At 57.7% G+C, this 12,743-nt stretch carries 11 protein-coding genes; 3 read left to right on the top strand and 8 right to left on the bottom strand.

The window, feature by feature from the left end:
* The first annotated feature begins 4 nt into the window (after positions 1 to 4).
* Complete coding sequence (locus tag CH74_RS11460; protein ID WP_048307624.1) at positions 5 to 3,955, top strand: NahK/ErcS family hybrid sensor histidine kinase/response regulator; 3,951 nt, start codon at positions 5 to 7, stop codon at positions 3,953 to 3,955.
* A 90-nt stretch (positions 3,956 to 4,045) separates the two neighbouring features.
* Here CH74_RS11460 and CH74_RS11465 read toward each other — a convergent pair whose 3' ends face one another.
* From CH74_RS11465 to CH74_RS11475, 3 genes are all read right to left on the bottom strand, one after another.
* On the bottom strand, positions 4,046 to 4,708 hold the full coding sequence (locus tag CH74_RS11465; RefSeq protein WP_048307625.1) for a response regulator transcription factor: 663 nt from the start codon (positions 4,706 to 4,708) through the stop codon (positions 4,046 to 4,048).
* A 214-nt stretch (positions 4,709 to 4,922) separates the two neighbouring features.
* Positions 4,923 to 6,872 (bottom strand): acetate--CoA ligase, encoded by a 1,950-nt coding sequence (gene acs, locus CH74_RS11470; protein WP_048307627.1) that lies wholly within the window; start codon positions 6,870 to 6,872, stop codon positions 4,923 to 4,925.
* A 177-nt stretch (positions 6,873 to 7,049) separates the two neighbouring features.
* Positions 7,050 to 7,619, bottom strand: coding sequence for a SprT-like domain-containing protein (locus tag CH74_RS11475; RefSeq protein WP_048307628.1), 570 nt, complete (start codon positions 7,617 to 7,619; stop codon positions 7,050 to 7,052).
* A gap of 67 nt (positions 7,620 to 7,686) precedes the next feature.
* Between CH74_RS11475 and CH74_RS11480 the strand changes: the two genes are divergently transcribed.
* A complete protein-coding gene (locus CH74_RS11480; RefSeq protein WP_082140403.1) occupies positions 7,687 to 8,334 on the top strand; it encodes a YecA family protein in 648 nt (215 codons plus the stop codon).
* A gap of 11 nt (positions 8,335 to 8,345) precedes the next feature.
* On the opposite strand, the gene CH74_RS11485 is transcribed toward CH74_RS11480, so the two are convergent.
* From CH74_RS11485 to tsaB, 4 genes are all read right to left on the bottom strand, one after another.
* A complete protein-coding gene (locus CH74_RS11485) occupies positions 8,346 to 9,503 on the bottom strand; it encodes a phosphatidylserine/phosphatidylglycerophosphate/cardiolipin synthase family protein (protein WP_156181499.1) in 1,158 nt (385 codons plus the stop codon).
* Between the two features lie 150 nt (positions 9,504 to 9,653).
* The gene (locus CH74_RS11490) at positions 9,654 to 10,418 is read right to left on the bottom strand and encodes a class I SAM-dependent methyltransferase (RefSeq protein WP_048307632.1); all 765 of its coding nucleotides are present in this window, start codon (positions 10,416 to 10,418) and stop codon (positions 9,654 to 9,656) included.
* Positions 10,415 to 11,230, bottom strand: a complete 816-nt coding sequence (locus CH74_RS11495) for an undecaprenyl-diphosphate phosphatase (protein ID WP_048307634.1) — start codon at positions 11,228 to 11,230, stop codon at positions 10,415 to 10,417. The genes CH74_RS11490 and CH74_RS11495 overlap by 4 nt, the downstream gene beginning before the upstream one ends.
* Before the next feature lie 79 nt (positions 11,231 to 11,309).
* The gene (gene tsaB / locus CH74_RS11500) at positions 11,310 to 11,951 is read right to left on the bottom strand and encodes a tRNA (adenosine(37)-N6)-threonylcarbamoyltransferase complex dimerization subunit type 1 TsaB (protein ID WP_367379115.1); all 642 of its coding nucleotides are present in this window, start codon (positions 11,949 to 11,951) and stop codon (positions 11,310 to 11,312) included.
* On the opposite strand from tsaB, the gene CH74_RS19835 reads away from it, so the two are divergent.
* Complete coding sequence (locus CH74_RS19835; RefSeq protein ID WP_301280855.1) at positions 11,950 to 12,084, top strand: hypothetical protein; 135 nt, start codon at positions 11,950 to 11,952, stop codon at positions 12,082 to 12,084. The two genes, tsaB and CH74_RS19835, sit on opposite strands and share 2 nt — an antisense overlap.
* Here CH74_RS19835 and adk read toward each other — a convergent pair.
* Positions 12,075 to 12,731, bottom strand: a complete 657-nt coding sequence (gene adk / locus CH74_RS11505) for an adenylate kinase (RefSeq protein WP_048307636.1) — start codon at positions 12,729 to 12,731, stop codon at positions 12,075 to 12,077. The genes CH74_RS19835 and adk overlap by 10 nt on opposite strands.
* Positions 12,732 to 12,743: the final 12 nt, after the last annotated feature.

Here is a 12,743-nt window from a genome sequence, read left to right on the forward strand (position 1 = left end):
ACGCATGTTTCAAGGCTGGCTGTTGATTGCCATTTCGCTACTCTATATCGCCATCCTGTTCTTCATTGCCTGGCGTGGCGATCGGCGTGCCCGACTGTTGGGCGCAGCGCAGCGCCGACCCATCATCTACAGCCTGGCACTGGCAATCTATTGCACCTCCTGGACCTTCTATGGCGCCGTTGGCCAGGCCGCCACCTCCGGCTGGTCCTTCGCCAGTATTTTCGTTGGCCCAGTGCTGACCTTTGCCCTGTTCTGGCCGGTGCTGGCCAAGATGATTCGCGTTGCCAAACGCCAGAACGTCACCTCTATCGCGGATTTCATCGCCTCTCGCTACGGCAAGACCCAATCTCTTGCCGCCTTCGCAAGCCTCGTAGCGCTGATCGGCACCCTGCCCTACATTGCCCTGCAGCTGAAAGCCGTTTCCACCTCGTTCACCGTGCTCACCGCCTCATCCGACATGACCCGGGCGCCATTGTTTGCCGACACGGCCTTCTATGTGGCGGCGGTGATGGCCATTTTTGCAATCTTGTTCGGCACCCGGCACACGGATGCCACCGAGCACCATGAAGGCTTGATTCATGCCATCGCCTTCGAATCCGTGGTCAAACTGCTCGCCTTTCTGGTGTTGGGCGCCTACGTCACCTGGGGCATGTTCGATGGACTGGGAGATCTGCTCGGGCGTGCAGACAGCTACCTCGAATTGCAACGCCAATTGAGCGAGCAGGACTTTGGACAAGGCTTCTGGGCGCAGACGCTGCTGGCCATGCTGGCGATCTTCTGTCTGCCGCGTCAGTTTCATGTGGCCGTGGTGGAAAATACCCACCCTGACGATGCCGCTCGGGCGCGCTGGCTATTCCCTTTATATCTTCTTGCCATCGGCTTTTTCGTGCTACCGATCGCCGCTGCGGGTCTGACGATGTTTCCCGAAAGCCGGATTTCGCCTGATACCTATATGCTGGCGCTGCCCATCGCCGCGGACAATGAGCTTCTGACTTTGCTGACCTTCATCGGTGGCTTCTCTGCGGCAACCGGCATGGTCATCGTTGCCGCCGTTGCGGTATCGATCATGGTGTCCAATGAGATCGTCATTCCGCTACTCTTCCGTCTGCGCTGGTTCGATACCAAGGCGCGGGACTATGGCCGACTGGTGCTACGCGCCCGACGCATCACCATTGTGGCCATCCTGGCCTTGGCCTATGGCTTCTACAAGCTGACCGCGGAATTCAGCTCTCTTGCGTCCACCGGCATGCTTTCCTTTGCGGCGGTGGCGCAATTTGCCCCAGCATTACTGGGAGGGCTCTACTGGAAACGCGGTAATCGCCTTGGGGTCATCGCCGGCATGAATCTCGGCTTTGCGGTCTGGGCCTATGCGCTGCTGCTGCCGACCCTGGTGACTGCCGGCGTGGTTCCGTCTGCCTGGCTTACCCTCAGTCCGCTGGGTATCGATTGGTTATCCCCGACGCAGCTGTTCGGTTTCAACATCGGCGATCCTTTCACCCACGGCGTGATGCTGTCCCTTGGGCTCAACCTGTTCGGCTACATCTTCGTCTCTCAGATTACCTCTCAGCGCGTGGTAGAGCGGATTCAGGCCTCGTTATTCGTGGATAGTGTCGAAACCCGACAGACCTCGGTGAATCGGCCCTGGACCGGGGCCACCACCGTGGACGATCTGCGAGTGCTGTGCGAGCGTTTCCTGGGCGCCGATCAGGTCCGGGATGCTTTTTACGACTACGCACGGCGCAGCGGTCAGCTACTGGAATACAACGCGCGAGCTTCGATCGATGTCATTCAATTCACCGAACGATTGCTGGCGTCAGTCCTTGGCGCGTCCTCGGCGCGCATCGTCGTCAATTCTGCCCTGCAGGGGCGCGGCATCGGCATTTCGGATGTCATTTCCATCGTCGATGAAGCCTCTCAGGTGCTCGAGTTCAACCGGGCCCTGCTTCAGGCAACCATCGAAAACATCAATCAAGGCATCAGCGTGGTGGATCAGAACCTGCGTCTGGTGGTGTGGAACCAGCGCTATCTGGAGCTGTTTCGCTTTCCGGACCATTTGATTCGCGTCGGTGCCTCGATCGCCAAGATCTTTCGTTACAACGCCCACAACGGCGAATACGGCCCCGGAGATCCGGAAGAGCATGTCGAGCTGCTGCTCGACAACATCCGTAAGGGCCAGCCGCATCGCTACATCCGCTACCGTCAGGATGGCAGCGTGCTCGACGTTCAAGGCAATCCCATGCCCGGCGGCGGCTTCGTGTATAGCTATCAAGATGTCACCCAGCAAAAACGCACCGAAGAGGCATTGATTCGCTCGGAGAACAACATCCGCATCTATACCGACAACGTGCCGGCGCTGATCGCCTACTTCGACAAGGAACGGCGTTATCTTTTTACCAACCGAGCCTACGAACAGACTTTCGACATCGATCGCGCCAGTGTCATCGGCAAACGCACGCAGGACGTACTTTCTCCAGGGATCGCACGGGATCGCGCTCCCTGGATGGATCGAACGCTGAACGGCGAACGGGTCAGCTTCGAGATTTCTCTGGATGACGGCGATGGTGGCATCCGCTACATGCTGGTGACTTACACGCCTCACTTTGGCGACAGCGATAGCATTCTTGGTTTCTTTGCGCTTTATCAGGACATTACCGAGCGTCGCCTGGTTGAAATTGCGCTGCAGGAAACCAATGAGAATCTAGAGGAGCGCGTCCGCGAGCGTACCCAGGCGCTGTCCAAGGCCAATGCGGCGCTGCGCCAGGAAAACCGGGTGCGGGCCGAAGCCGAACAGGCGCTGCGCCAGGCAAAGCAGACCGCCGAGACGGCCAACGCCTCGAAAACCCGCTTCCTGGCGGCGGCCAGTCATGACCTACTGCAACCGCTCAACGCCGCGCGGCTATTCGTATCGGCGCTTTCCCAGCAAGAGGACGCGGAGGATCTCAAGCGCACCGTTGGCCACATCGATAACTCCCTCCAGGCCGCTGAAGAGCTTTTGAGTACGCTACTCGACATTTCGAAACTGGATGCCGGCGCTCTCACTCCTCGGCGGGCGCATTTTCCTCTGGCGAATATCTTTCGCCCTTTGCGGGCCGAATTCGAGCTGATGGCCGAAGAGCGAGGACTCGATCTGAGCGTGGTGGCAACCAATACCTGGGTCGACAGTGATCCTCAGATGCTGCGTCGCATCCTGCAGAACTTTCTCGCCAATGCGCTGCGTTATACCCAGCATGGTCGCGTGCTGTTGGGCTGTCGGCGCCATGGCTCGCATCTATCCATCGAGGTCTGGGACACAGGTCCAGGTATCCCCGAGTCCAAACAAGTTGAGATATTTCAGGAGTTTCGCCGCCTGGATCAAGTTTCCCGGCACAAGGAGAGTGAAAAGGGATTGGGCCTGGGGCTATCCATTGCCGATCGTATGAGTCGGGTCCTTGGTCACCCCATTCGGGTGCGCTCCTGGGAGGGAGCCGGAACCCTGTTCTCCGTGGAGGTCCCTCGGGTATCCGCCCAGGAGACACTCGCAACCAGGGATGATGCTCCCAGCCGTCGCACCAGCAATAAGCTGGCAGGTACACGAATCATCTGTATCGACAATGAAACGCTGATACTGGAAGGCATGAAGGCCATGCTATCCGGCTGGGGCTGCGAGGTATTCACTGCCACCTCGATTGGCGGCGCCAAGTCTATTCTGCGTCATCTTGAAGAAGATCCGGATGCGATACTCGCCGACTATCACCTGGATAACGAGGTGACTGGATTGATGGCGCTGGAAGCACTGGATGAGCGTTTTCGAGGCCCCATACCCGGCATCGTGATTACCGCGGATCGCACCGAAGAGGTTGCAGAAGAGATCAAGCGAGCAGGCTATCATCTGCTGTTGAAGCCGGTACGCCCTGCCGCCTTACGCGCTCTGCTGACCCGCACGCTGCAAGCCAGTCGCGCCACGCGCACTTCTTGAATACTGTTAACGAAATTGACGAAAAAGCCCAGGTCAATGCTCTTTTGAACGAACGTTGCCCTGGGCTCAACTTGTGGTGTTTTTAGTCTTTCAGGATTCGACTTTGGGCGGCTCGACTTCGAGCTTCTGGGCCGCAATCACGGCCTGAGTACGCGAATGCACGCCTAGCTTGCGCAGGATGGCGGTCACGTGGGCCTTGATGGTGGCCTCGGAGACGCTCAGCTCATAGGCAATCTGCTTATTGAGCAAGCCTTCCGTGAGCATGTTGAGCACGCGAAACTGCTGAGGGGTAAGCGAGGCGATCGCTTCAGCGAAACGGGTCTCTTCTTCGTTGGTCTCCCCGAGGGTGGCAGCCAATGCTTCCGGCAGCCAGATTTCACCGTCGAGAATTTCGCCTACGGCTTGGGAGATCATCGCCAGGGAGGAGGATTTGGGGATGAAACCAGACGCACCATAGTCGATGGCCCGACGCACCACATAGGGTTCGTCACTGCCGGACACCACGGCTACAGGGATATCCGGAGTCTGACCACGCAACTGAATCAAGCCGGAGAACCCATGGGCACCCGGCATGTGTAGATCCAGCAGGATAAGATCCGCATCGGGATGACGCGTTACCACCTCGGTGGTCGCCTCCATGGTATCCGCTTCGACGATTTCAGCTTGGGAAGCAACTTGGCGCAAGGCTTGCGTTAACGCCGCGCGGAACAGCGGGTGGTCATCGGCAACGATGAATTTCTGGGCAAAGGCCATTGAGTCCTCTCCGGTTCCCTGCAATGGCTGGCACTAGGATGGTGCGCCATTTTGCACGATGCTAATTGTGTTCACGATTTTCTTACACCATGTTACCCCATGCCAGAGCCTATTCCCAAGCGCTGCGCACTATAGATGAACACTATGGTACTCACGAAAAACCGGCTCTCAAGAGCCGGTTTATGAATGTCGTGATTACCATGGAATGACGCATTCAGCGGTTGGCGCGATTCTCGATCAGATCATCGACCACGCTTGGATCCGCCAGGGTGCTGGTATCACCTAGGCCATCCGTCTCATTGGCCGCGATCTTGCGCAGAATGCGCCGCATGATCTTGCCCGAACGAGTCTTGGGCAGCCCCGTAGACCACTGAATGACATCCGGCGAGGCAATGGGGCCGATGTCCTTGCGTACCCACTGGACGAGCTCCTTTTTGAGTTCATCGCTAGGTTCGTAGTCATCGCCAAGGGTGACATAGATATAGATTCCCTGGCCCTTGAGATCGTGCGGATAACCCACCACTGCGGCTTCAGCCACTGCTTTATGAGCCACCAGCGAAGATTCGATCTCGGCGGTACCCATGCGATGGCCGGAGACGTTGATAACATCGTCGACCCGGCCGGTGATCCAGTAGTAGCCGTCTTCGTCGCGACGACAGCCGTCCCCGGTGAAGTACATGCCGGCGTAGGCTGAAAAGTAGGTCTGGACGAAACGCTCGTGGTTATTCCAGATGGAGCGTGCCTGAGCCGGCCAGGAATCGAGAATGACCAGGTTGCCATCGGCAGCACCCTCGAGAATCTCGCCTTCGTTATTTACCAGTGCAGGCTGAACGCCAAAGAACGGCAGCGTGGCGGAACCGGGCTTGAGATCGATGGCGCCAGGCAAGGGAGCAATCATGATGGCGCCGGTCTCGGTCTGCCACCAGGTGTCGACGATGGGGCATTTTGAGTTGCCCATCACCCGGTAGAACCAATCCCAGGCTTCCGGATTGATGGGTTCGCCTACAGATCCAAGCACTCTCAGGCTGTCACGCTTGCTCGACTCCATGACCTTGTCGCCGTGGGCCATCAGCGCCCGAATGGCGGTGGGTGACGTATACAGAATCGCCACCTTGTGCTTGTCGATGATTTCGCCCATACGGCCATGGGATGGGTAGCTAGGCACCCCTTCGAACATCAACGTGATGCCACCGTTGGCTAGGGGCCCATAGACGATATAGCTATGACCCGTGACCCAGCCAACGTCGGCACTGCACCAGTAGACTTCACCTTCCTGATAATCGAAGACATATTTATGGGTCATGGCCGCCTGAAGCAGGTAACCACCAGTGGTGTGCTTAAGACCTTTCGGCGCGCCGGTAGACCCGGATGTGTATAGGATGAACAGCGGATCTTCTGCGTTCATCGTCTCTGGCGCACACTCCGTGGACTGCTGCTCAACCTGCTCGTGGTACCAGAGATCGCGTCCGTCGTGCCACTCGGTCTCGCCACCGGTACGCTTGACTACCAGAACATTGGCGACAATATCGGTGCCGTCTCGGGTCATGGCCGCATCGACGTTGTCCTTGAGAGGAACCCGCTTGCCACCGCGCACCGACTCATCCGCGGTAATGATCAGCTTCGACTGGGCATCGACGACTCGCTGGGCCAAGGCATCCGGCGAAAAGCCGCCAAACACCACCGAATGAATCGCGCCGATGCGAGCACAGGCCAGCATTGCCATGGCTGCTTCGGGAATCATCGGCATGTACAGGGTCACAACATCGCCCTTGCCCACTCCTAGCGCCTTGTAGGCGTTGGCCAGCTGACAGGTCTGCTCATGCAGCTGGCGATAGGTCAGGGTCTTGCTCTCGTTGGGGTCGTCGCCTTCCCAGATGATGGCGGGCTGATCGCCTCGTTTTTCCAAGTGACGATCGAGGCAGTTGGCGCTAACATTGAGCTCACCATCCTCGAACCAGCGAATATCGACATTGTGGGTATCAAAGACAGTGTGCTTGATCTTGGTCGGGGCCTTTATCCACTCCAATTCCTTGGCCTGCTCGCCCCAGAATGACTCTGGGTCGTCCACCGACTGCTGATACATGCGCTGATACGTTTCCTTGTCCGCCCAGGCGTTGGCGGCGAAATCCTCACCCACGGAATGGACTTTCTGCTGTTCAGTCATGTTGAAGCCTCTGCACCCTGTCCGGGTATCTTGGGATGTGCCCGTGTCGACCCGAAGATCGAGTCAACGCTTACAATGTCCTTTCAGCATATACCCAGTGGGGGCATCTTCCCCTATTAGACCTTCGTAGAAACTTTTTCTTCTTTAAATTCAGAAATTTGGAAGCCATCGAAACATCTATTCCTGACGCCAGAGCAGCCTTTCCCGACATTGACGACAAACGTAATGCTTACCCGCATGAGCTAGCCGATGTCGTCGAAGGCTGAAGTGGTGGCTTTGGCAACCACATTCGTAACGGTACGGAGCCGGGCTGGCGGCTCGGGTATCGAACACATGGGTTACCTTGGGCTCGAGCCCATACAGTCGACGCATCACGCTGCGCCACTCTCGTCCATGGGGCCGCATGTGCTCGCCACCCTCAAGATGATGAACGAGCCAATGAGCCATTTCGTGAGGAATGACATCGACAAAATAGGCCAGGCGATTCTCTGAAAGCAGTACGGAATTGAAACGCAGCCCCTGGCGGCCAAAATGCGCCTGGCCCGCGCATTTACCGCGCAGGTCGAGCCATACCTTGGGCCGTGGCAGCGCCGGATAAACCTCTCGGGCAAGCTGCCAGGCAGCCTCGACACGCTGATGGACACGGGCGTGCAGCTCTGTCTTGTCGAGGGCCCCCAGCTCGTCAGCGTCTGGGGTGGGAAGCGTCGGAGTGGAAAGCGCCGAAGTGAAAAGCGTTGGTATGGTCATGAAATGCTAGAATGCCTTGTTGCACCGCTTACAGATGATTTTAATTCTCTCTTTCCCGGGAAATCCCATGCAAGAAACGCCTCCTCCTCAGCCACTGCTCGACGACGATGAACTGGACAGGCTCGATGACTTCCTCGAATCCGAGCGAGTCGATGCGGAGGCTCTGGACACGATATCCGCTCACGGCTTCCTGGTGGCCCTGGCGGTAGCGCCCCGAGATGTACCCTCTGCAACCTGGATCGGCGAATTGTTTCATGGCGAACCGAGTTTTAGTGACGATGCAGAGCGTGTTGACATCCTTGGTTTACTGGAACGGCTCAAAAACAATGCCATAGAGGCCTTCGAGCATGGCCACTTGCCGGAATTGCCTTTTGAACTCGAACTGCAGGACGCTGCGCCGGAAGAGACTCCGGTCGGCGACTGGTGCGCAGGTTTCATGGAGGGCGTGTTTCTCGATGAGAGCGCCTGGTTCAAAGACAACGAAGAAAGTACCGCTACCCTGCTGTTGCCCTTCATGGCCTTGTCGGGCTTGTTCGACGAAGAACCGGACATGGCCGAACTTTCTAGCGACCCTATTCAGGCGGAACGCCTCGTTCAACAATTGCCGGAACTGGTACTCGATCTCTATCTACACTTTCGCGTGCCGCCAGAGGCGCCCAAACCAACGCCTCGCAAGAAGCGCCCGGTCGGGCCTGGCAACAAGCCGCGCCGATAAAATCCGCCAATCTAACGCAGTCGGGTGGCCCAAGAATCCAGCGTCCCATACACCCATTCGCGCATGCGCTGCCACCAAGAGCGACGCTTCCACTGCTGCAGCAGGATTTCATGACTACGTGCAAAGCGTTGCTCGAAAAGCGTCACGACTTGGCTGGCGAACCCTGCATCCTGTATTTCCTGATTGGCCTCGAGGTTCCACTGCAGACTCCAGTGATCGAAGTTGCAGGAACCAACGCTTGCCCACTCATCCGCCAGGGAAAACTTGGCATGGATGAACATCGGTTGATGTTCAAAAATTCTCACACCCGCGCGTAACAAACGGCCATAAAAACGCTGGCCAGCATAGCGCACGCCGGGGTGGTCGTGGCTTTCGCCGGGCAGCAACAGACGCACGTCAACACCTCGTCGAGCCGCCCGAACCAGACGCCGTCGCAGGCTCAAGGTAGGGACAAAATAGGGTGTACAGATCCAGATGCGCTCCCGCGCATGGGCAATCTGATAATGCAATGAAAAGCGGATTGCCTGGTAGCGATAGCCCTGCCCCCAGATGACTCGTCCGCGCATGGCACATTCATTGTCCGGTGGTGTCTTCGCGATTTCCTGCTGGATTCGTTGAGTGTTTAGAAGACGCACCGGAAGATTTTTTGTCTCGCCGCGCGTAAGCGAAGAATTCCACAACTGCAGAAATAGTTTGACCCAGTCGTTGACCACCGGCCCCTCGATACGCACCGCGATCTCGAACCAGGTCTCAAGAAATTCGTCCGTGGCGCCAAAACCGCCGGTAAATGCCAGCTGCTCATCGATCACCAACAGCTTACGGTGATCCCGGGTCAGATTCTGACTCAGGCCCCGCCAGGCAAGGGGATTGAAAAAGCGCAATGCCACTCCTGCGTCCCGTAGACGCTGGCGATCCTTGTCGCTCAACTGCATGGCACCGAAACCATCGAGCATCAAGCGTACGCTGACACCGCGCTGCGCTGCACGATTCAAGGCATCGATAACCCGCCGAGTCAAACGCCCAGACTCCATGAGATAGAGTTCGAGCAAGATCGATACCTGGGCGCGATCGATCGCCGACTGCATGGCCGGTAGGTAACACCGACTTTCAGGCAACAGCGTGAACCGGTTGCCGTCTTGCCAGACGCTACGTCGCCTTTTGTTTCGCATCGTTTTTTTCATCGGTACATTGTTCAGCGACTCTGCTCGATAGCGCGCCTCAGGCACCGCGTCATTGGATTAAATGTCGATGAATATCATTATCGCCCGACTTCCGCTTATCTTTACGTGGCTTACCTGGCTGGCGGCTACCATCCAATGTCAGGTCTTGAGTGCGCGATGCACATACAGATCGTAGCGGCTGGTCTTGCCTTCGATGACGTGAGCAGGTTTCGGCCCGTCGATAGGCGGCGCCTGACGCGGCCGCTTGACCACCACCCGATGGGTCGCCACCGCCAGGGCCGCTTCGAGCAGTTGCGGTGCATCGTCGTCGTCACCCGCCAAGGCGCGAAATAGGCGCATCTCCTTCTTTACCAGAGCGGATTTGCTGCGATGGGGAAACATGGGATCGAGATGAACGACCTGAGGGTCGAAGCCCGCCTCGGACACCACCCGGGCCAGTTCCCTGCCCGAATCCGCGTGAGCTAGTCGCAGTCGTGCCACAATGGATTGAACTTCATCGTCGCTTCTGGCGCGATCCAGCGCATCCTCGAGTAGCGCAAAGATGGCCGGCGATCGTTCGACCATCAGCACCTCGGCGCCAAGACCTGCCAGCACGAAGGCGTCTCGCCCAAGCCCCGCGGTTGCATCGACAACCCGCGGCGTCACCCCCTTGCTCAGCCCACAGGCCCTTGCAATGAGCTGCCCACGTCCACCACCGAAACGACGCCTGTGATCCGCTTTCCCTAGAACGAAATCCGCGACTAGCGGTTTGCCATAGTCCACTGGAGGGCCAGCAAGCGCCACCCCTTGAGCTGTGGCGATCAGCGCCAGCCCTTGCGGAGGGTGTGTTGGTGCCCAGGGCAGGTTCAGCCGTTCGGCCAGCTCCCGCAGCGCTTCACCTACCGCTACAACCTCAGTGCTCATGCCACCCAAAGTAGCAGCAATATTATTCCCAGAACCAGACGATAGATGACGAAAGGCAGCATGCCGATGCGATCGAGAGCGGCAAGAAACAGCTTGATACACACCAGTGCGGCTACGAAGGAAAGAAGAGCGCCGATCAATACGTCGTTGATGGCTGCGTCGGTGCCTATCTGGGCAAGCTCCACTCCTTTGAGCGTACCCGCGGCAAGAATCAGTGGAATCGAAAGTAGAAATGAGAAGCGCGCCGAGCTCAACCGATCAAAGCCCAGCAGTAATGCCGCAGTGATGGTTATACCTGAGCGTGAAGTACCGGGAATCAGCGCCAGCACTTGAAACAACCCGATGATCAGCGCTGCCTTGAAGGTAAGGCTTAACAGGTCGCGGTTGCGTGTGCCCCGGGCATCTGCCCACCAAAGCAGCAAACCGAACCCTATGGTGGTAATGGCGATGATCAGGGAAGAGCGCAATGACGTCTCGATCACATCATTGAACAGCGCTCCGGCGATCACCGCAGGCAGTGTCGCCAGCAGCACCATCCACCCCAAGCGACTCGCTGGAGTCTGGCGAGAGGCCAGCGTTCCGGGGCTGGCAAACTGGCCGAACCAGCCTTTAAGAATATCGATCACTTCATGACGAAAGGCCATTATGACCGCCGCCAGGGTACCAACGTGAACGGCGACATCGAACGCAAGCCCCTGATCGGGCCAGCCCAGAATCTGGGAAGGCAGTATTAAATGCGCCGAAGAAGAAATGGGTAGAAATTCGGTCAGCCCTTGAATGAGGGCTAGCGCCACAAGCTGTAGCCAATCCATCGATACGTCCCGTTGTATTTTAAAATGTCGTTGTATTAGCCGCGCTTGAAAGCGACTTGATTACGTAAATAAATCGGTATCACTTCATGGGCTGGGCGACCTTGCTGTGCTTCAAATGCCTGAACCGCGAGCCGCACCATATCGTTGGCATCGGGCTGCAGATCACACAAGCGCTGATTGATTCCCGCTTTGACCAGGCTGGCATGTCTTCCCACAGGTGCCAGCCCGAACCAACGCCACACCAGTCGACGTCTGGATTTGAATTAGGCAATCGCAATGACCGAGGCGGCATGACCGCATCGTCCATCACAGATGTCACAGTATCGTTTCGGCAATGGTAGGCCCCCACATAGATTTCGCTCATGCGAGCATCGAGGGCGGAAATGACGTGACGCAGGTGATAGCGCCGATGAGCTGCAAGCGCCAGCGCCGCAAGGGTCGAGACGCCAATCAGCGGACGCTCAAGCGCGAAGGCAAGGCCTTGCGCCACACCGGCGGCGATACGCAAACCGGTGAAAGAGCCCGGCCCCTGACCATAGGCCAGTGCATCTAGATCGGTAAATGATATCCGCGCCTCGGCCAGAACATCGTCGATCATCGGCATCAGCCGGCGGGTGTGTTCCCGTGGCGCCAGCGCAAACCGAGAAAAGACCTCACCGTCGCGCCATACTGCACAAGAGCAAGCGCTCGAGGAGGCATCCAGGGCCAGCAACGTTGCCATGTGCATTCACCATCAGGAATTGAGCGCGCATTATACGACTAACGTCGACGTGGCAAAACCCACACCGTTGAATGCACTGGCCCGGGAGTTATCCCGGGCCAGCGCGTCATTGCCTTATCAGCGTCAGTGCTGAAGTGCATCGAGTACCTTGCTGCGAATGCTATCGACGCTACCTGTGCCCTCGACGCAATGATAAGTCGGCGCCGTATCGGGCTCCTGTTGTGCCCAGTCCCGGTAGTAATCCACCAGCGGCTTGGTCTGTTCGTGATAGACAGACAGGCGGTTGCGCACCGTCGATTCAAGATCGTCGTCCCGTTGTATCAGGGATTCACCGGTGACGTCGTCCTTACCCCCTTCCTTGGGAGGATGGTACTCAACGTGATAGACACGCCCGGAAGCAGGATGAACACGACGCCCCGCCAGACGCTTGACGATCTCTTCATCGTCAACCGCAATTTCCAGCACGTGGTCGAGTTTGACCTGGGCTTCTTTCATGGCATCCGCCTGGGGTATCGTGCGGGGAAAACCGTCGAACAGGAATCCATTGGCGCAATCGGGTTCATTGATACGCTCCTTCACCAGGGCGATGATGATGTCATCGGACACCAGACCACCGCTGGTCATGATCTCCTTGACCTTTAGCCCCAGTTCACTGCCTTCCTTGACCGCAGCACGCAGCATATCCCCAGTGGAAATCTGTGGGATACCGAAATGTTCGCAGATGAATTGGGCCTGGGTGCCCTTCCCGGCGCCCGGGGGCCCTAACAGAATCAAACGCATTGGTGCTGCTCC

The sequence above is a fragment of the Halomonas sp. PR-M31 genome, assembly GCF_001039575.1.
Lineage (GTDB): Bacteria > Pseudomonadota > Gammaproteobacteria > Pseudomonadales > Halomonadaceae > Modicisalibacter.

Bases quoted from the DNA above. Each gene is read 5' to 3' on its own strand.
- CH74_RS11460 (WP_048307624.1), top strand. From the start codon at position 5: ATGTTTCAAGGCTGGCTGTTGATTGCCATTTCGCTACTCTATATCGCC.
- CH74_RS11465 (WP_048307625.1), bottom strand. From the start codon at position 4,708: ATGGCCTTTGCCCAGAAATTCATCGTTGCCGATGACCACCCGCTGTTC.
- acs (WP_048307627.1), bottom strand. From the start codon at position 6,872: ATGACTGAACAGCAGAAAGTCCATTCCGTGGGTGAGGATTTCGCCGCC.
- CH74_RS11475 (WP_048307628.1), bottom strand. From the start codon at position 7,619: ATGACCATACCAACGCTTTTCACTTCGGCGCTTTCCACTCCGACGCTT.
- CH74_RS11480 (WP_082140403.1), top strand. From the start codon at position 7,687: ATGCAAGAAACGCCTCCTCCTCAGCCACTGCTCGACGACGATGAACTG.
- CH74_RS11485 (WP_156181499.1), bottom strand. From the start codon at position 9,503: ATGCGAAACAAAAGGCGACGTAGCGTCTGGCAAGACGGCAACCGGTTC.
- CH74_RS11490 (WP_048307632.1), bottom strand. From the start codon at position 10,418: ATGAGCACTGAGGTTGTAGCGGTAGGTGAAGCGCTGCGGGAGCTGGCC.
- CH74_RS11495 (WP_048307634.1), bottom strand. From the start codon at position 11,230: ATGGATTGGCTACAGCTTGTGGCGCTAGCCCTCATTCAAGGGCTGACC.
- CH74_RS19835 (WP_301280855.1), top strand. From the start codon at position 11,950: ATGTGCATTCACCATCAGGAATTGAGCGCGCATTATACGACTAACGTC.
- tsaB (WP_367379115.1), bottom strand. From the start codon at position 11,951: ATGGCAACGTTGCTGGCCCTGGATGCCTCCTCGAGCGCTTGCTCTTGT.
- adk (WP_048307636.1), bottom strand. From the start codon at position 12,731: ATGCGTTTGATTCTGTTAGGGCCCCCGGGCGCCGGGAAGGGCACCCAG.